This is a genomic window from Pantoea rwandensis, assembly GCF_002095475.1.
GTDB lineage: Bacteria > Pseudomonadota > Gammaproteobacteria > Enterobacterales > Enterobacteriaceae > Pantoea > Pantoea rwandensis.
The window spans coordinates 570,806-586,986 of record NZ_MLFR01000001.1 but is presented as its reverse complement, the minus strand read 5'-3'; the positions used below and the strand labels follow the sequence as shown (position 1 = coordinate 586,986).

The 16,181-nt window shown below is 53.3% G+C and carries 15 protein-coding genes; 13 read left to right on the top strand and 2 right to left on the bottom strand.

What is annotated here, in order from left to right:
• Positions 1 to 341 precede the first annotated feature (341 nt).
• The 5 genes from HA51_RS02735 to argE all read left to right on the top strand — a co-directional run bounded on the left by HA51_RS02735 (position 342) and on the right by argE (position 5,006).
• On the top strand, positions 342 to 1,262 hold the full coding sequence (locus HA51_RS02735; protein WP_084931742.1) for a LysR substrate-binding domain-containing protein: 921 nt from the start codon (positions 342 to 344) through the stop codon (positions 1,260 to 1,262).
• Between the two features lie 217 nt (positions 1,263 to 1,479).
• Positions 1,480 to 2,745 (top strand): flavin-containing monooxygenase, encoded by a 1,266-nt coding sequence (locus tag HA51_RS02730; protein WP_084931741.1) that lies wholly within the window; start codon positions 1,480 to 1,482, stop codon positions 2,743 to 2,745.
• Between the two features lie 14 nt (positions 2,746 to 2,759).
• Entirely contained in the window at positions 2,760 to 3,191 is a 432-nt protein-coding gene (locus HA51_RS02725; protein WP_084931740.1) for a RidA family protein, read from the top strand.
• Entirely contained in the window at positions 3,191 to 3,865 is a 675-nt protein-coding gene (locus HA51_RS02720) for a DUF1028 domain-containing protein (RefSeq protein ID WP_084931739.1), read from the top strand. The genes HA51_RS02725 and HA51_RS02720 overlap by 1 nt, the downstream gene beginning before the upstream one ends.
• Positions 3,858 to 5,006 (top strand): acetylornithine deacetylase, encoded by a 1,149-nt coding sequence (argE, locus tag HA51_RS02715; protein WP_084931738.1) that lies wholly within the window; start codon positions 3,858 to 3,860, stop codon positions 5,004 to 5,006. Before HA51_RS02720 ends, argE begins: the two co-directional genes overlap by 8 nt.
• On the opposite strand, the gene HA51_RS02710 is transcribed toward argE, so the two are convergent.
• Positions 5,003 to 6,037 (bottom strand): LacI family DNA-binding transcriptional regulator, encoded by a 1,035-nt coding sequence (locus HA51_RS02710; protein ID WP_084931737.1) that lies wholly within the window; start codon positions 6,035 to 6,037, stop codon positions 5,003 to 5,005. The two genes, argE and HA51_RS02710, sit on opposite strands and share 4 nt — an antisense overlap.
• 217 nt (positions 6,038 to 6,254) lie before the next feature.
• Between HA51_RS02710 and HA51_RS02705 the strand changes: the two genes are divergently transcribed.
• From HA51_RS02705 to HA51_RS02685, 5 genes are all read left to right on the top strand, one after another.
• Positions 6,255 to 7,283: an ABC transporter substrate-binding protein gene (locus HA51_RS02705; protein WP_084931736.1), complete on the top strand. Its 1,029-nt coding sequence runs from the start codon at positions 6,255 to 6,257 to the stop codon at positions 7,281 to 7,283.
• Between the two features lie 116 nt (positions 7,284 to 7,399).
• Positions 7,400 to 9,622: an ABC transporter permease gene (locus HA51_RS02700; protein WP_084931735.1), complete on the top strand. Its 2,223-nt coding sequence runs from the start codon at positions 7,400 to 7,402 to the stop codon at positions 9,620 to 9,622.
• Entirely contained in the window at positions 9,619 to 10,680 is a 1,062-nt protein-coding gene (locus HA51_RS02695; protein ID WP_084931734.1) for an ABC transporter ATP-binding protein, read from the top strand. The genes HA51_RS02700 and HA51_RS02695 overlap by 4 nt, the downstream gene beginning before the upstream one ends.
• A gap of 14 nt (positions 10,681 to 10,694) precedes the next feature.
• The gene (locus HA51_RS02690) at positions 10,695 to 11,495 is read left to right on the top strand and encodes an inositol monophosphatase family protein (RefSeq protein ID WP_084931733.1); all 801 of its coding nucleotides are present in this window, start codon (positions 10,695 to 10,697) and stop codon (positions 11,493 to 11,495) included.
• 175 nt (positions 11,496 to 11,670) lie between these two features.
• Positions 11,671 to 12,471 carry an AraC family transcriptional regulator gene (locus HA51_RS02685; RefSeq protein WP_084932082.1) on the top strand — a complete coding sequence of 267 codons (801 nt, stop codon included), beginning with the start codon at positions 11,671 to 11,673 and terminating at the stop codon, positions 12,469 to 12,471.
• Here HA51_RS02685 and HA51_RS02680 read toward each other — a convergent pair.
• A complete protein-coding gene (locus HA51_RS02680) occupies positions 12,442 to 13,080 on the bottom strand; it encodes a LysE family translocator (RefSeq protein WP_084931732.1) in 639 nt (212 codons plus the stop codon). The genes HA51_RS02685 and HA51_RS02680 overlap by 30 nt on opposite strands.
• A 198-nt stretch (positions 13,081 to 13,278) precedes the next feature.
• On the opposite strand from HA51_RS02680, the gene HA51_RS02675 reads away from it, so the two are divergent.
• The 3 genes from HA51_RS02675 to HA51_RS02665 all read left to right on the top strand — a co-directional run bounded on the left by HA51_RS02675 (position 13,279) and on the right by HA51_RS02665 (position 16,144).
• Positions 13,279 to 14,136, top strand: a complete 858-nt coding sequence (locus HA51_RS02675) for a MurR/RpiR family transcriptional regulator (RefSeq protein ID WP_084931731.1) — start codon at positions 13,279 to 13,281, stop codon at positions 14,134 to 14,136.
• Between the two features lie 128 nt (positions 14,137 to 14,264).
• Positions 14,265 to 15,593: an aspartate aminotransferase family protein gene (locus HA51_RS02670; RefSeq protein ID WP_084931730.1), complete on the top strand. Its 1,329-nt coding sequence runs from the start codon at positions 14,265 to 14,267 to the stop codon at positions 15,591 to 15,593.
• Positions 15,590 to 16,144 carry a carboxymuconolactone decarboxylase family protein gene (locus HA51_RS02665; protein WP_084931729.1) on the top strand — a complete coding sequence of 185 codons (555 nt, stop codon included), beginning with the start codon at positions 15,590 to 15,592 and terminating at the stop codon, positions 16,142 to 16,144. Before HA51_RS02670 ends, HA51_RS02665 begins: the two co-directional genes overlap by 4 nt.
• The last annotated feature ends 37 nt before the right edge of the window (positions 16,145 to 16,181 follow it).

The following is a 16,181-nucleotide window of genomic DNA, read 5'->3' as shown; positions in this document are numbered from 1 at the left end:
TCTTTGGGAAAGTGTTTTATTAACATATCACGGAGGCGGTTTAATTGAATGGCATGCACCTTAATAGTGCGCTAGTCGCATTAAATTGGAACATGGCGTCTTAAGTTAGTGCAAAGATGTGATGTGATTCTCGAAAATGAGCAGAAAGGAATTATCTCTGGGTAATCAGGTTCACCAACAAGTTAAGTGTCAGTCTTTACAAAAAGCCGTCTTGAGAATGGCTCAATGGCTTTGTTGTTATCAGGATCACATTGTGTGGCATAGCGCTTGCTTAATGTGTGTTGATTAGCTTAAAGCTAATCAATGCTCACTTCAGACAATAAATTAATAATGGCCTAATCATGACGCACTTCACTTTAAAACAACTTAAGTATTTCGTCACCGTAGTGGAAACTGAAAGCATCGCTGAGGCTTCACGCGAGTTGCATATCGCTCAGCCATCGATTTCTGTGGCGATTAAAAATTTGGAAGACGCCTTCGAACAACAACTGTTTATTCGTCATCACGCGCAGGGTGTGTCGCTCACATCCAGTGGGCGACGTTTTTATGAAAAAGCGCGTGAACTACTGCGGTTATCTTATGAGTTTGAGCAAAGTTCGCGCGCTGACAATGAACTGGTGTGCGGCACTGTCGCGGTTGGCTGCTATGAATCTGCAGCACCGCTCTATATGCCTCGCTTGATAGCCGGTTTCAAAAAGCTCTATCCAGAGATCACTATCCAGCTGTATGACGGTGAGCAGCATGAACTGATGCACGGACTACATCGTGGGCGTTTCGATGTGGCATTTCTCTATGACCTTGAGTTGGATAACGTCATCAAAAAAGAGCCGCTTAATGCGCCACACAAGCCCTATGCATTATTACCCGCTGCACATCCGTTAGCGCAAAAAAGTAAAGTCACGCTTCAGGAACTGGCGCGTGAGCCCATGATTTTGCTTGATGCTGTACCGAGCAAAAACTATTTCATCAGCATTTTTAAAGAGAATGGTTACCATCCTGAAGTCGCATACAGCTCACCGTCGATTGAAATGGTGCGCTGCATGGTGGGGCAAGGTTTAGGTTTTTCGGTGCTGGTCACCCGTCCTTGTTCTGATATCACATATGACGGTCAGCGGCTGGTTCAGCTGGATATTGTGGATGACATGGCTGCTTCAACCTTAATCATGGCCTATCTGCAAAATAACGAGCCAACGCGCCCAACACGGCTTTTTATGGATTATTGTCGAAGCGTAGAATTAACGCCAACGTCGATGGTTCGATGATTTAACATTGTTGAAAAAGCGATTTTTTCGGGTGCGTGCGACTGTTAATAGGAAACTCTTCACCCTAGTCGTAATATTTATCTTTATTCTCAAACCCTATTTATTTTCTATTCAGACGCCAGATTTATAATATTTTACCGTTTTCGTCCGCTCCAATAGTCTTAGGCACTTCTTAATGAGCGAAGTCCTGGTGCAATGCAGGACGAAGGACGTTGAAATGACAACATCAGTGACTGAAACAGATACGCTAATAGTTGGCGCGGGCCAGGCTGGAGTCGCCATGAGCGAACACCTGACGCGCCTTGGTATTCCACATGTGGTAGTGGAAAAAAATCGCATTGCTGAATCCTGGCGCAGCCGCCGTTGGGATTCACTGGTTGCTAACGGCCCAGCCTGGCATGACCGTTTCCCTGGCATGGAATTTCCTGGTTGCTCGCCTGACAGCTTTGTCGGCAAGGAGCAGGTGGCTGATTACTTCGCCACCTATGCTGAAAAATATCAGGCGCCTGTTCGCACTGGCGTAGAAGTGTTGAGCGCAGAGCGCAATGTCGGCCATGCTGGATTCCGTGTGCAAACCTCGGCAGGCGTTTTCAACGTGCAGCGTATTGTGGCTGCGACTGGGCCGTTCCAGCGTCCTATAATCCCGCCGATTGCGCCACAGAATAGCGCGTTATGGCAGATACATTCAGCCGACTATAAAAATCCTCAGCAGCTTCCACAAGGTGGGGTACTGGTGGTGGGCGCAGGTTCTTCTGGCGTACAGATTGCTGACGAATTGCAGCGTGCAGGCAAGGATGTCTGGCTCTCAGTAGGCGCACACGATAGGCCACCGCGTGCCTATCGCAATCGTGATTTTTGTTGGTGGCTTGGTGTTCTGGGGTTATGGGATGCTGCTGCCAATCAGCCGGGTAAAGAACACGTCACCATTGCAGTAAGTGGTGCGCGTGGCGGCCACACCGTGGATTTCCGCCGTCTTGCGCAGCAGGGCGTGAACTTGGTCGGGTTGACACAACGTTTCTGCGAAAACAGCGTGTCGTTCCGCGACGACCTTGCTTTAAACATAGCCAACGGCGATGCCAATTATCTGTCGCTGCTGGATGCCGCTGATGCTTACATTGAACGCAATGGCCTCGATTTGCCACCCGAACCACAGGCGCGTGAGTTTTTGCCTGACCCGACTTGCATCACTGATCCAACACTCTCACTCAATCTCGCTGAGGCGGGGATTACCAGCATTATTTGGGCGACCGGATACGTTGCAGATTACAGCTGGCTTAAGGTCAATGCATTCAACGAACAGCAACGTCCGCAGCACCATCGTGGAGTCTCTAACGAACCAGGTGTCTATTTTCTCGGCTTACCTTGGTTATCACGTCGTGGATCGACTTTTATCTGGGGGGTGTGGCATGACGCTAAATTTATCGCCGATCAGATCGCCATTCAGCGTCAATATCAGCAGTACCAAACTTCGCATGACCTTTAATTAACGGAGCCTCTATGCCCACTCATCAACGTATTCGCATGTTTAACACCAAAGAGACCTATCCTAACCAGTCTCTGGATAACGATCTTTGCCAGGCGGTGCGCGCCGGTAATACTGTCTATGTGCGCGGTCAAGTTGGAACCGATTTTGACGGTAACCTGGTAGGTTTAGGCGATCCTCGTGCCCAGGCTGAACAGGCAATGAAAAACCTTAAGCAGTTGCTGGAAGAAGCGGGTAGTGACCTGAGTCACGTGGTAAAAACGACGACTTACATCATTGACCCACGTTATCGCGAACCCGTGTATCAGGAAGTCGGAAAATGGTTGAAAGGTGTCTTTCCGATCTCCACCGGTTTAGTAGTCTCTGCGTTGGCACAGCCACAGTGGTTAATGGAAATTGATGTGATCGCCGTTATTCCAGATGAGTGGGATGCTAAGGAAGAATAATGACGATTTCTATTGCAGCACGCTGCCCAGAGAGTGGTCAGCTAGGTATTGCCATCAGCTCTTCAAGCATTGCGGTAGGGGCGCGTTGTCCGTGGCTGGTGGCAGGCATCGGTGCGGTTTCCAGCCAGAATATTACGTTACCTGCGTTGGGGCAGCAGATCCTTGCATTGCTGGAAGCGGGTCTAACACCACAGCAAGCGATGAAAAGTGCTCTGGCAGAAGATCGTTTTAGCGAGTACCGCCAGGTGACGGTCATCGATGCTAATGGGAATAGCACCGCATTCAGTGGTGATAAAACGCTTGGCATTCATCATGTGGTGCAGGGGGGAAATTGTGTTGCGGCGGGTAACATGCTGAAGGAACCGTCGGTGATTACGGCAATGGCAACGGCTTTTGAATTATCAAGTGGTGAACTGACCAGCCGTCTGATTGGTGCATTGCAGGCGGGAATTGATGCGGGTGGCGAAGCAGGCCCGGTGCATTCAGCGGCGGTAAAAGTGGTGGATGATTACACCTGGCCGTTAGTGGACTTGCGAGTTGACTGGGCCGAGGAGGAACCGGTAGCTGTTTTAAACACGCTGTGGTTGGCTTATGAGCCACAAATGCAGGCCTATGTGACAAGGGCGCTGGACCCGCGTGAAGCGCCCAGTTACGGCGTACCAGGCGATGAGTAATCCTGTACGTGACATCTTGGCGACGCTGTTGGCATTTGATACCACCAGCCGAGAATCTAATCTGGCGTTGATTAGTTGGATTGAGGATTTTCTTGCTCAACGTGGTGTGGAGGCAGTGCGTATTATCAATGCCGAGGGTACCAAGGCTAATCTCTACGCCCGTATCGGGCCGACGGGTGACGGTGGAGTAATGCTTTCTGGCCATACGGATGTGGTCCCCATTGCTGGGCAAGACTGGCAAGTGCCACCGTTCGCTCTCACCGAACGAGATGGACGCTTCTATGGGCGTGGTAGTGCAGATATGAAAGGGTTTCTGGCTTGCGTACTGGCCTCGCTTGAGCACTTCCTGGCGGAGCCGTTACGCATGCCATTGCATCTGGCATTCTCCTATGATGAGGAAGTGGGATGTCTCGGTGTGCGCAGCATGATCGAATGGCTCCGGGCCGCTCCAGATAAACCCGCGATGTGTATTATTGGTGAGCCAACCGAGATGCAACCGGTTTATGGGCATAAAGGTAAAGTGGCGATGCGTTGTCAGTTACATGGGCGCGCCTGCCATTCGGCGTATGCACCAGATGGCGTCAATGCTATTGAGTTTGCCGCCAAAATGATCACTCACCTGAGTGAAAGCCGTGCGCATCTGTCATTACAGGAGGACGCCCGGTTTGACCCGCCGTACAGCACCTTGCAAATTGGTGTGATTCATGGCGGCAGTGCACTGAACATTGTGCCGCAGGATTGTCAGTTCGATTTTGAGATTCGCCATTTACCGGATGTGAACATTGATGGCGTACTGATTGAAGCACAACGCTATGCACAGCAGGAATTGTTACCGGCAATGCGCAGCGTGGCAGTAGAGAGCGATATTCGCTTTACTACGCTAAGCCGCTACCCTGGGTTACTCACCGATCCGCAGTCTCAGTTTGCTCAGTGGCTATCACAATGGAGTGACTGCGATCAGTTCTCCACTGTTGCTTTTGGCACTGAAGGCGGCTTGTTTGATGAGGCAGGCATCGCGACATTAGTTTGTGGCCCAGGCAGTATGGCGCAGGGGCATAAACCCAATGAATTTGTTTCTGCTGACCAAATAAAACGCTGCACGCAAATGCTGGACAATCTTTGCCACTGGATGCGCGCTTAACCGCCGCGCACCGACCCACGCCACACCACATCGGCTTGATAAATTAGGCTGTCATGCTGCTGATCATTTTGCGGGGTTAAACCCGTTTCATTTTTTTCGGTTTGCATTAACCAACTCACCGCATCACGGGCAAACTGTTCAACTGGCTGTGCAAAGGTGGTGAGATTGTAGGATGACCAGCCTGCCTGCGCGATGTTGTCGTAACCGATCAGGCAGATATCCTCTGGCACACGCAGAGCAAAGCGATGTCGTGCCTCATCCATAAATCCACATGCCACCAAGTCGGTGACGCAAAACACCGCATCGGGGCGTTGATGTCGTGTTAGCAGGCGATGCGCCAGAATCTGTCCACTCTCGTAGGAGGTGGTACCAAATCGTTCCACCGTGACCTGCAATCCTGCGCGTTCGGCCTCAGTGATAAAGGCGGCTTCGCGCTTCATCAGGCTGGGTGTACCGGCGAGGGAGTTGGCAAACGCCAGATGCCGACATCCTGCACGTTGAAATGCCATCACCGCTGTTGCCGCCGCGCGTTGCGCATCCAGATGAATGCTGAGTGAGCCGGGTAAATCCTCATCACGATTGATCAAAATAATACGCTGACCGTGTTGGTAACACTGGCGGGTGATGTTGCGATCCGGCATCCCTGAAAGAATGATGGAGGCATCGGCACGAAAGTTAATCGCCTGCTGCAGTGCGGCTGACACGCTGTTATCAGAACGATCGGTGTTGATCAGCATCGCAATTTTGCCTGCTTCTTGCAGATACTGAGTCAGCCAGCGCACCAGGCTGGCGCGATAGGGCGTCGCAATCTCAGATACCACTAAACACACGATACCACTGCGATTGCGCACCAGTCCGCGCGCCAGGTGATTAACGTGATATCCCAACTCCTCGGCGGCTTTCATTACGCGGGTGCGCATTGCGGGAGACACGCTAGCGCCTGGCGTGAAGGCCCGTGAGACCGCAGAACGCGACACGCCCGCGCGATCGGCAACATCTTGCGCACTGACCATCGCTTTCTCATTTTGCATGCTGCCTTTCTCCCCATTTCGCGGCTGAAAATGAGTCTGCCTCAGATTGCAAAGCTGTGCAAACAGTTCGAGATCTCATTTGTTGCAATTTTGTGACATAGACTATCAATTGCGTAGCAAGGCATTTGACAGGTGATTTCTTGTTCATTACTACTTTGCACACACGTGCAATATCAGGTGCCAGTGAAGCACCACCCTACCATCCAAGGAGAACACCATGCGAGCTACCTCTATCGCCGTTGCGCTATCCGTTTGTTGCACTGCTGTACCTTTCGCTGCTTCCGCAGCGGGCAATCTCAATATGGTCTGCTCGGCCGATGTGGTGGTGTGCGAGCACATGACGCGCATCTTCAGCCAGGAGCACCCGGATATTAAAGTCAGCATGGTGCGCTTGTCGGCAGGGGAAGCTTATGCACGCCTGCGGAGTGAAGCGCGCAATCCACGCACCGATATCTGGTGGGCTGGTACAGGCGACCCGCATATGCAGGCAGCGGACGAGGGTTTAACCCAAGTCTACAAATCACCGCTCCTGGATCAGCAGCAAGACTGGGCACAGAAACAGGCAGAAAACTCCGGTTACCGCACGGTGGGCATCTATGCGGGTGCGCTGGGCTGGGGTTACAACACCAAGCTACTGGCGGATAAAAAACTTAAAGCGCCTGCTTGTTGGGCCGATCTGCTTGATCCTGGCTTCAAGGGGGAAATACAAATCGCCAACCCTAACTCCTCTGGTACTGCCTACAACACCTTAGCCACGCTGGTGCAAATCATGGGCGAGGATAAAGCCTTTGATTACCTGAAAAAACTCAACGCTAACATTTCGCAATACACCAAGTCTGGCTCAGCCCCGGTCAAAGCCGCCGCGCGCGGTGAAACCACGGTCGGCATTGTGTTTATGCATGATGCAGTGGCGATGGAAGTGGACGGCTTCCCGATTAAGACTGTCGCGCCTTGTGAAGGCACCGGCTATGAAATTGGCTCGATGTCGATTGTCAAAGGTGCGCGCAATCTGGCGAATGCCAAAGTCTGGTACGACTGGGCATTAAGTGCAGCCGCTCAGTCGCACATGAAAGAGGCAAAATCCTTCCAGTTACCGTCAAACCGCAATGCGGAAATTTCTCAGTACGCTCCACGCTTCGAGAACATCAAGTTGATCGATTATGACTTCAAAACCTACGGCGATTCCGCCAAGCGTAAGGCGTTACTGAGCCGCTGGGATAAAGAGATTGGTGCCAGCGCGCAGTAAAGGCTGACTGGAAGCGCGATGAATGAATCACGCCGCTGCAATGGGGTAGTGGCGCCATTCATTGCGCAAGCAAAAATCCGGCACGGTAAGAACCATCACCCCTCTCGAGGTGTTTCATGAACGCAAATAATCGTCGCCTGTCGGCAGCGCTACTGCTGGGCGCCGTCGCGCTGCTGCTGTTGCCGTGGTACAGCCTGGAAGCGGGTTTCTTTGATGGCGGCTGGTTGACTAATTTATGGGGCGATAGCGCCAATGCGCCTGCCCTGTGGCAACTTGCTGAGCATCCCTGGCTGGCTATCGCGCTGACGTTGTGGGGCTTGTGTGCAACGTGCGGACTACTGCCGTCTGGTGCACGCAGTCGCTTGCTGCTGCTGTTCAGCGCTCTTGGTGTGATTTTCTTGGTGATAGAAGGGCATGCGATTGGTTACAGCGGCTGGAGTTGGCTGTGGCTGGAAAATCGCTTCGGCGCACTAGACCAAGGACAACCCGCGATGGGCGCAGGCGCGCTGCTACTACTCACCACTTTTCTGCTGTTGTTTTCATTTGCGCTGGCGGAACGAGGCGTGTTGAAAGGTGATGCCTTTGTGGTGGCCTCGCTGGTGTTGCTAACAGCGTTGGTGAGCGTGTTTGTGCTTTATCCGGTGTTGAGCATGTTTGTGGTCTCGGTCCAAGATGTCGACGGCAGTTTTAAACCCGATGGCTTGATCAGCAATATTCAGGACCCCTCTATCTGGAGCCTGGCCTGTCTCAAGGGCGGTACGTGCGGCACCGCCTGGCGCACACTGTGGTTGGCGTTGATGACGGCCAGCGGTTCCACGCTGCTCGGTCTGGCCTTTGCCCTTGCCGCCACCCGGACACCGCTACCGTGCAAAAAAGCCCTGCGTATGCTCACCATCCTGCCGATTATCACACCGCCGTTTGTGATTGGCCTCGCGCTGATCCTGCTGTTTGGGCGATCCGGTGTCGTCACACAACATCTGGCTGAGTTGTTTGGTATTGAACCTGGACGCTGGTTGTACGGTTTGACTGGCATCTGGATTGCGCAGGTTCTCTCGTTTACCCCTATCGCTTTCCTGGTGCTCATTGGCGTGGTGGAAGGTGTCAGTCCGTCGCTGGAAGAAGCGTCGCAAACCTTGCGTGCGGATCGCTGGCGCACCTTTAGCCGTATCTCATTGCCATTGATGGCTCCGGGCTTGGCCAACGCGTTTCTCATCAGCTTTATTGAAAGCATGGCGGATTTTGGTAACCCGATGGTTCTGGGTGGCAGCCATGGCGTGCTCTCAACAGAAATCTTCTTCTCAGTGGTGGGTGCGCAAAACGACCCGAGTCGTGCCGCCGTACTGGCGATGATATTGCTGTGTTTCACCTTAGCGGCCTTCGTGCTGCAACGCTGGTGGTTAGGGGGTAAGAACTTTGCCACGGTAACGGGCAAGGGAGATGGCGGTAAGCACGGGCAGCTACCACGAGTGCTGCGCTATGGGGTTTACGGCATGGTGATTCCGTGGGGGCTCTTCACCTTAGTCATCTACGGCATGATCGCGGTGGGAGGATTCGTGCAGTCGTGGGGACTCAATGATGCGCTCACGATTGAACACTATGTGCGTGCATTCCGTGTCAGCGTCAGTGATGGGCATTTGCTCTGGAGCGGGGTGGCATGGAACTCCTTCTGGACCACGCTGGAGATTGCACTTATTGCGGCGCCGCTGACCGCGATTGTCGGGCTGCTAACCGCTTGGCTGATTGTGCGACAGAAATTTGCCGGTCGTCAGACTTTTGAATTCTTGCTGATGTTGAGTTTTGCCATACCGGGCACGGTGATTGGCGTGAGTTATGTCATGGCCTATAACCTGCCGCCGCTGGAGATCACGGGCACGGCATTGATCCTGATTGCCTGTTTCGTGTTTCGCAATATGCCAGTCGGCGTGCGTGGCGGTATCGCGGCCATGAGTCAGTTGGATAAAAGTCTGGATGAGGCATCACTCACGTTGGGGGCAAACAGCTTCCGCACGCTACGTAAGGTGGTGCTGCCGTTATTAAAACCGGCCATCAGTGCGGCGTTGGTTTACGCCTTCGTACGCGCCATCACTTCGATCAGCGCTGTCATCTTCCTGGTGAGTGCGCAGTACAACATGGCGACATCCTACATTGTTGGACTGGTAGAGAACGGTGAGTACGGTGTGGCGATCGCCTACTCCACCGTGTTGATCGTGGTGATGTTGCTGATTATTGGTGTATTCCAGTGGCTGGTAGGTGAACGGCGTCTGCGCCGTGTGGCGCGTCCAGTAGACGTCGCGGCGATCCCATCCTCCACTTCATTGACCCAGGAGAGAGCGGTATGACACGTGTAACGGCGGGTTCTGTGGTGTTCGAACAGGTGACAAAACGCTTTGCAGGCTTTGATGCGATTCCTAATCTGTCGTTAACGGTTGAGCCGGGCACGCTGGTGACGCTGCTTGGCCCATCAGGATGTGGCAAAACCACCACGCTACGCCTACTGGCAGGGCTGGAACATCCCACATCCGGGCGCATTTTGATTGGTGGCAAAGATGTCACCCAACTGCCCGCGAATGAACGTGATGTGGCGATGGTGTTCCAATCCTATGCGCTATTTCCCCATATGAGTGCGCTCGACAACATCCTGTACGGTTTACAGGCTTCCGGCATGAATAAGCGTGAGGCGCAGGACCGTGCTCGTGAAGGCCTCAAGTTGGTCGGGCTGGAGACGCAGGGCAATCGTCTGCCTTCTGAGCTTTCTGGCGGGCAACAGCAGCGTATAGCCGTGGCGCGGGCACTGGTGCTGGAGCCCCAGGTGTTATTGCTGGATGAGCCGTTATCCAACCTCGATGAACGCTTGCGGCGTCGAGTCCGCACCGATATTCGTGACCTGCAACAACGGCTTGGCTTCACGGCGGTCTACGTGACCCACGATCAGGAAGAAGCTTTGGCGGTCTCTGATAAAATTATTGTCATGAAAGAGGGGGATATTGCACAGCAGGGTGCGCCTGAAAGCCTCTACCACGCTCCGAATTCGGTGTTCATCGCTGATTTTATGGGGGAAGCCAACATCCTACCTTGTGAAGTCGAGCAACTGGAAGGCAGCGATGCGTGGGTGCGGCTAGGCAGTCAACGTTACCGCGTGCGCGGTAATGGCGTGCAACCCGGTACGGCACAGCTATCGGTACGGCCGCAGTTTATTACTTTGCGCGAAGAGGGTGCTGGAGCCCTGCGCGGTGAAGTGACGCACTGCACTTGGCTTGGCGACCATATTGAATACGAAGTGGCAACAGAATTGGGTTCGTTGTTCATTGTTGATGCGCATATGGAACAGCAACTTCCGCTGAACTCAGCGGTGGCGATTGATTTTAAACCTCAGGGATTAGCCCTGATTGCCGGTTAAATTAAGGATAGATAATGAGTGACACGGTAAATGAAGCCCTGCTATCACGCCTGATTCTGGCGGAGAAAGTCGCGCGTGCTGGCGGCGAGAAAGCGTTGGAATATTTCCATCATCGCGACACCTTGGTGGTGGAGACCAAGCATGATCTGCAGGATGTGGTGTCCCGCGCTGACCGCGAGGTCGAACAGATGATCGACCAGCAAATTCGTGCACAGTTTGCCGAAGACGGTTTTCTCGGCGAAGAGTACGGTTTGCAGGTGGGCACTTCAGGCTACACGTGGGTAGTGGACCCGATTGATGGCACCAGCCCCTTCCTCAACGGCATGCCAAACTGGTGCGTGTCAGTGGCGGTGCTGCATGATGGCGTGCCGGTGATTGGTGTCATCTACGCACCGACCTATCAGGAGTGCTATGTGGCAGCGCTCGGCCAAGGTGCGACCTTGAACGGCCGTCGTTTGCAGGTTGATCCCAGCCGCACCTTGCAGAATCACGTCACCGGATTTGGCGCGAATAGTTACGTCAGTCCCGTTGAAGTGGGCAATATTCTGGCTTCACTGCTTGAAGCTGGTGGCAACTTTATCCGCATTGGTTCGGGTGCCTTGATGCTGGCGTGGGTTGCGGCGGGCCGTGTGGTGGGTTACTACGAACCTTACATGCATGCGTGGGATTGTCTGGCGGGTTATTGCCTGGTGAAAGAGGCGGGCGGTTGGTATCACCCGTTCAACACTGAAGGCGAGCGTCTGTTGAAAGGGGCGCAGGTACTGGCGGTTGCGCCTGGTGCAGAAGCTGATTTAAAACGTATTGCCGGACTTTAAAAGATCACAATCCTCGCGCTGCTGCAGCAGCGCAATTTATTGCGCATCAGTCAGCGGCGTGCAGATAAACCGACGCGTGTTAAACCCTGTCGCTACCGTTTACGTCATCGGCGGCATTGCAATTCTTACGGAGCGATGCTGTTATAACTTCCTGCTCTTTTCATTGGGTTATAACGTGTCGCTCTCATCTTCTGACTGGTTTAGCCATAACGGCATTGAATGTTCTCGCGTAAACGCCAGCGGCAGCCGCTTTCCACGTCATTTGCATGATGAGTATGTCATCTGCGCCAATCTGAGCGGGCGCGAAGAGATCTGGCTGGATGGCAAGGTCAGCGACGTGTTCGCCGGACAGGTCACTCTCTATAACCCAACGTCAATCCAATCCTCACATTTCAGCCATCAAGCGGTGAGTTTTGTCAGTATTCATCTGCCGCAATCCACCTTAACCCAATTGCTGGGTGGCACGCAGGCGCCGGCACTGCGTGAAGGGGTATTCAATGATATACGCTTATTTAAGGCGATTTGTCGGTTCGACGAGGTGGCGCGTGAAGCGGGTGAAACACTGCTGGAGCAACAGCTCCTGTGGTTGTGTGGTGAGTTACTGGAAGATGAAGCCAGCTTGCAGCAGGGTGATATGCAGATCATTCAGCAGGTGAAACAATTTTTGCTAAACCATCTCAGTCAAAAGCCACAGCTCGATGCGTTAGCGCAGTTGGCCGGGCTGAGTAAATATCATCTGGTGCGTCGTTTCACTCAGCTGACCGGTTTACCGCCGTTGCAGTATCATATGCAGCTGCGACTCAACCGGGCTCGAGAACTGTTGCGCCAGCGGGTGCATCCACAGGACGCGGCACTGCAGCTGGGATTTTACGATCAGAGTCACTTTATCAACGCGTTTCGCAAAGTGATGGGCACCACGCCACATCACTATGCACAACAGATCGCCTCAACCCAGAACAAATTCCCGATAGCCTGACACCATCACGTACGCCGCGAAATAGCAGAAAATCAGCGCTGAAGCGAGATAGGAATATTTCAGCAGACGCTGGCCGAGCAGTTTTCCACCCATGCTGCCAACCAGGCACAGCACACAGGTCCAAACCACGCCCGCAATGAAAAAACCGCCGAGGAAAGAAGACGTTGCCGTCACGCTGCCGTGTCCCATCCGTGCAATTAGCGCACCTCCTACGCTGGCAAACCACAGAATCGCCGTCGGTGATGACATCGCCAGTACCACACCACGACTGAATTCACGCAGCAGAGAACGATAAGGCTGTTGCTCAGTCGGAGGTAGCGCGGCGTCTTTGCGCAACGCGGCGATCAACATTTTTCCCGCAAACCACAGTAACAATACTCCTCCACCGATCCACAGCACCCAACGTACAGGGGTAAATTGCAACACCACAGCCATACCCGCCAGTGCCAGTACAGCGTAAATCAAGTCGCCTATACAGGTGCCAATCCCCAGCCAAAAACCGTGGAAGTAACCGCGCTGCATGGCCAACGTGATCATAGCAATATTTGCCAGCCCGATATCAAGACACAGCGATAAGCTCAACAAAAACCCATTTGAAAACTGAAGCATAGAGAAACCAGTGTTGTTTTATAGGTTGACGGCATTTAACCACGACATGGCCTTGGGGGTATTGGAAAGAATTGCGCAATACCGTACGCCGTTGCCGTGAAAATCATGCGTGTAAGGAGGCTCGATTTACCCGGCCTTGTTTTCTCATCGCTGCAATTATGTTTATATGCATTCAACTGTGACTAAAGACCAAACACCATGAACCTACGGGAAAATATCGTCAGCCAATTCAGTCAGCTATCGCCTGAATTGCAACGCGCCGCTGAATTCTCGCTGCAAAATACCAATCAGTTAGTGGTGCTATCGATGCGAGCCTTCGCGCTGGAAGCCGGGGTGAAACCGGCTACGCTACTGCGCTTAGCGCAACGCTTGGGTTACAACGGCTGGGGCGAACTGAAAGATGCTTTCATTGATGATCTTGGACTGCGTAATGATACATACGTATCCAAAGCCGAGAAACTGATTGCCAAAGGCACCCAGCCACAGCTGTATGAAGAGGTGTTTCAGGCGCATCAGGCGAATCTGGCCTTTACACAGAATGAAAACCATCAGGCGATGGAGCAGGCTGTTTCACTGCTGGACGCGTCAGATAATGTCTACATTTGCGGCTTCCGCGCCAGTTTTCCTATTGCCTGGTCACTGTTTTATGTCTATCGACTGTTCAATCGGCAGGTGTCGTTGATCGATGGACTGGCAAGCAACATTGAGGTATTCACCCGTGAGTTAACCGCACAAGATTGCGTCTTACTCACTAGCTTTGCACCCTATTCGCGTGAGTCGCTGGATGTCTTGCACGCGGCCCAGCAAGCGGGTGCGACGATCATTGCCATCACGGATTCGCCGGTCTCGCCGTTAGCCCAAGCAGCCGACTGCACGTTGCTGTTCTCCATTGACAGCCCATCGTTTTTCCCTTCAGTGGTTTCCGGTATGGGGCTGGCGGAGTGCCTGCTGGCGATGCTGGTGGCTCGCCACGGTCGTGATGCTGTCACCAAAATCGAAAACGCCGAACGCTATTTGATTGATTCCGGAGCTTACGTGGTGCCAGGCAAATCCTGACAAATGATTCATTTGTATCTGTCATAAGAAAACAGAATGCATTTGAATCACAATTGCGTTGACGTGATCCAAATGAATCCTGCAAGATGCACTTCATTAACACAGTGTATTCAGGAGCAGGACCCAGCATGAGCCATATCATTCACCGCAGTTTGCGCAGCACACCCGTCGTGGCAGCTCGCGCGCAGGGGGCGTACATCTATGATGCACAAGGAAAACAGTATCTTGATGCCTGTGGTGGTGCCGCCGTTTCCTGTTTAGGTCACGCGCATCCTGATGTACTGGCGGCGATGCACCGTCAGATCGATCAACTGGCTTATGCCCACACCAGCTTCTTCACCAGTGACACCGTCGAGCAACTGGCAGAACAGCTGACGCGCACCGCGCCTGGCGATCTCAATTACGCTTATTTCGTCTCCGGTGGTTCAGAAGCGGTTGAAACCGCACTCAAACTGGCGCGCCAGTACTTCGTTGAGATTGGTCAGCCGGCACGTACCAAATTTATCGCCCGCAAACAGAGCTATCATGGCAATACCCTTGGCGCGTTAGCCGTGGGTGGCAACGAATGGCGTCGCCGCCAGTTTGCCCCCTTGCTGATCGACGTCATTCGTGTTTCAGCCTGCAATGAGTACCGCGATCGTCGCGCTGACGAAACCCAGCAGCAATATACTGAACGTCTGCTGACCGAGTTGGAGCAGGCGATAGTTGAGGCGGGGCCAGACACCATTATCGGCTTTTGTGCTGAAACGGTGGTCGGTGCGACTACCGGTGCTACGCCACCCACGCCAGGCTATCTGAAGGGTGTACGCAGCCTGTGCGACAAATACGGCATCCTGTATATCGCGGATGAAGTGATGTGTGGCATGGGACGCACCGGGACACTGTATGCATTCGAACAAGATGACGTCGTGCCCGATTTGGTGACCATCGCTAAGGGGCTGGGGGGCGGCTATCAGCCGATCGGCGCCGTATTGGCGAGCGAGAAAATTGTCTCAGCGCTGCAAGCTGGCAGCGGGCTGTTCCAGCACGGTCACACTTACATTTGTCACGCCACCGCCGCTTCCGCCGCGCTGGCAGTGCAGCAGGTGATTGAGCGCGATAACCTGCTACAGGCCGTCCAGCAGCAGGGCGATTACCTGCAAAAGACACTGCATGAAGTGCTGGGCGAATTACCGCATGTGGGGGATACGCGCGGACGAGGCTTGTTCGCCGGTGTTGAACTGGTGCGTGACAAAGCTAGCAAAACGCCGTTTGATCCGAATCTGAAACTGCATGCGGCGATTAAAGCCAACTGTATGTCACGTGGGTTGATGGTCTACCCGATGGGGGGAACGATTGACGGGCAATATGGCGACCACATTTTAATCGCACCGCCGTTTATCATCACCGCCAGCCAACTCGACTTCGTGGTGGACACATTGAACACCGTGATTCGCGAAGAGACGAGTAAATTATGAACAATCGTTTGCCACCGCTGGCGGAACATGAGTGGGACGATCAGCAGCGCGCATTAGCCGAAGAGATTATCAATGGGCCGCGCGGTGCGCTGCTGCCACCCTTCGAGCCGCTATTGCGCAGCCCCGAGTTGATGGCACACGCACAGCGCATGGGGGAATACCTACGTTATCGCAGTGCGCTGGGACAGCGCCTCTCTGAGCTGGCGATTTTGATGACCGCCCGGCACTGGTCGCAGCCGGTTGAATGGGCGATTCATGCGCCGATAGCCCGTGAAAAGGGCGTTTCTGCCACCGCGGTGCAGGCGATCAATGAGAAGCGTCTACCCGAGGATCTCCAAGCGGATGAGTGGGTGATTTATCACTTTTGCCAACAGTTACATCAGCAGCAAAAGGTCAGTGATGCCACCTGGCAACAAGCCATCGATTTATGGGGCGAAAAGGGCGTAGTGGATCTGATCGGCATCAATGGTTATTACAGTTTTCTCTCGATGATAATGAACGGCGCACAGACGCCGGTACCCAACACCTGGGATGATATTATCCCCGCATAATATTTCGTTTTAATTTGGGCGCATTATAGTGTGCCCT

What these genes read in the sequence shown, in the direction of transcription:
- HA51_RS02735 (WP_084931742.1), top strand. Translation starts at nt 342, where the DNA reads ATGACGCACTTCACTTTAAAACAACTTAAGTATTTCGTCACCGTAGTG.
- HA51_RS02730 (WP_084931741.1), top strand. Translation starts at nt 1,480, where the DNA reads ATGACAACATCAGTGACTGAAACAGATACGCTAATAGTTGGCGCGGGC.
- HA51_RS02725 (WP_084931740.1), top strand. Translation starts at nt 2,760, where the DNA reads ATGCCCACTCATCAACGTATTCGCATGTTTAACACCAAAGAGACCTAT.
- HA51_RS02720 (WP_084931739.1), top strand. Translation starts at nt 3,191, where the DNA reads ATGACGATTTCTATTGCAGCACGCTGCCCAGAGAGTGGTCAGCTAGGT.
- argE (WP_084931738.1), top strand. Translation starts at nt 3,858, where the DNA reads ATGAGTAATCCTGTACGTGACATCTTGGCGACGCTGTTGGCATTTGAT.
- HA51_RS02710 (WP_084931737.1), bottom strand. Translation starts at nt 6,037, where the DNA reads ATGCAAAATGAGAAAGCGATGGTCAGTGCGCAAGATGTTGCCGATCGC.
- HA51_RS02705 (WP_084931736.1), top strand. Translation starts at nt 6,255, where the DNA reads ATGCGAGCTACCTCTATCGCCGTTGCGCTATCCGTTTGTTGCACTGCT.
- HA51_RS02700 (WP_084931735.1), top strand. Translation starts at nt 7,400, where the DNA reads ATGAACGCAAATAATCGTCGCCTGTCGGCAGCGCTACTGCTGGGCGCC.
- HA51_RS02695 (WP_084931734.1), top strand. Translation starts at nt 9,619, where the DNA reads ATGACACGTGTAACGGCGGGTTCTGTGGTGTTCGAACAGGTGACAAAA.
- HA51_RS02690 (WP_084931733.1), top strand. Translation starts at nt 10,695, where the DNA reads ATGAGTGACACGGTAAATGAAGCCCTGCTATCACGCCTGATTCTGGCG.
- HA51_RS02680 (WP_084931732.1), bottom strand. Translation starts at nt 13,080, where the DNA reads ATGCTTCAGTTTTCAAATGGGTTTTTGTTGAGCTTATCGCTGTGTCTT.
- HA51_RS02675 (WP_084931731.1), top strand. Translation starts at nt 13,279, where the DNA reads ATGAACCTACGGGAAAATATCGTCAGCCAATTCAGTCAGCTATCGCCT.
- HA51_RS02670 (WP_084931730.1), top strand. Translation starts at nt 14,265, where the DNA reads ATGAGCCATATCATTCACCGCAGTTTGCGCAGCACACCCGTCGTGGCA.
- HA51_RS02665 (WP_084931729.1), top strand. Translation starts at nt 15,590, where the DNA reads ATGAACAATCGTTTGCCACCGCTGGCGGAACATGAGTGGGACGATCAG.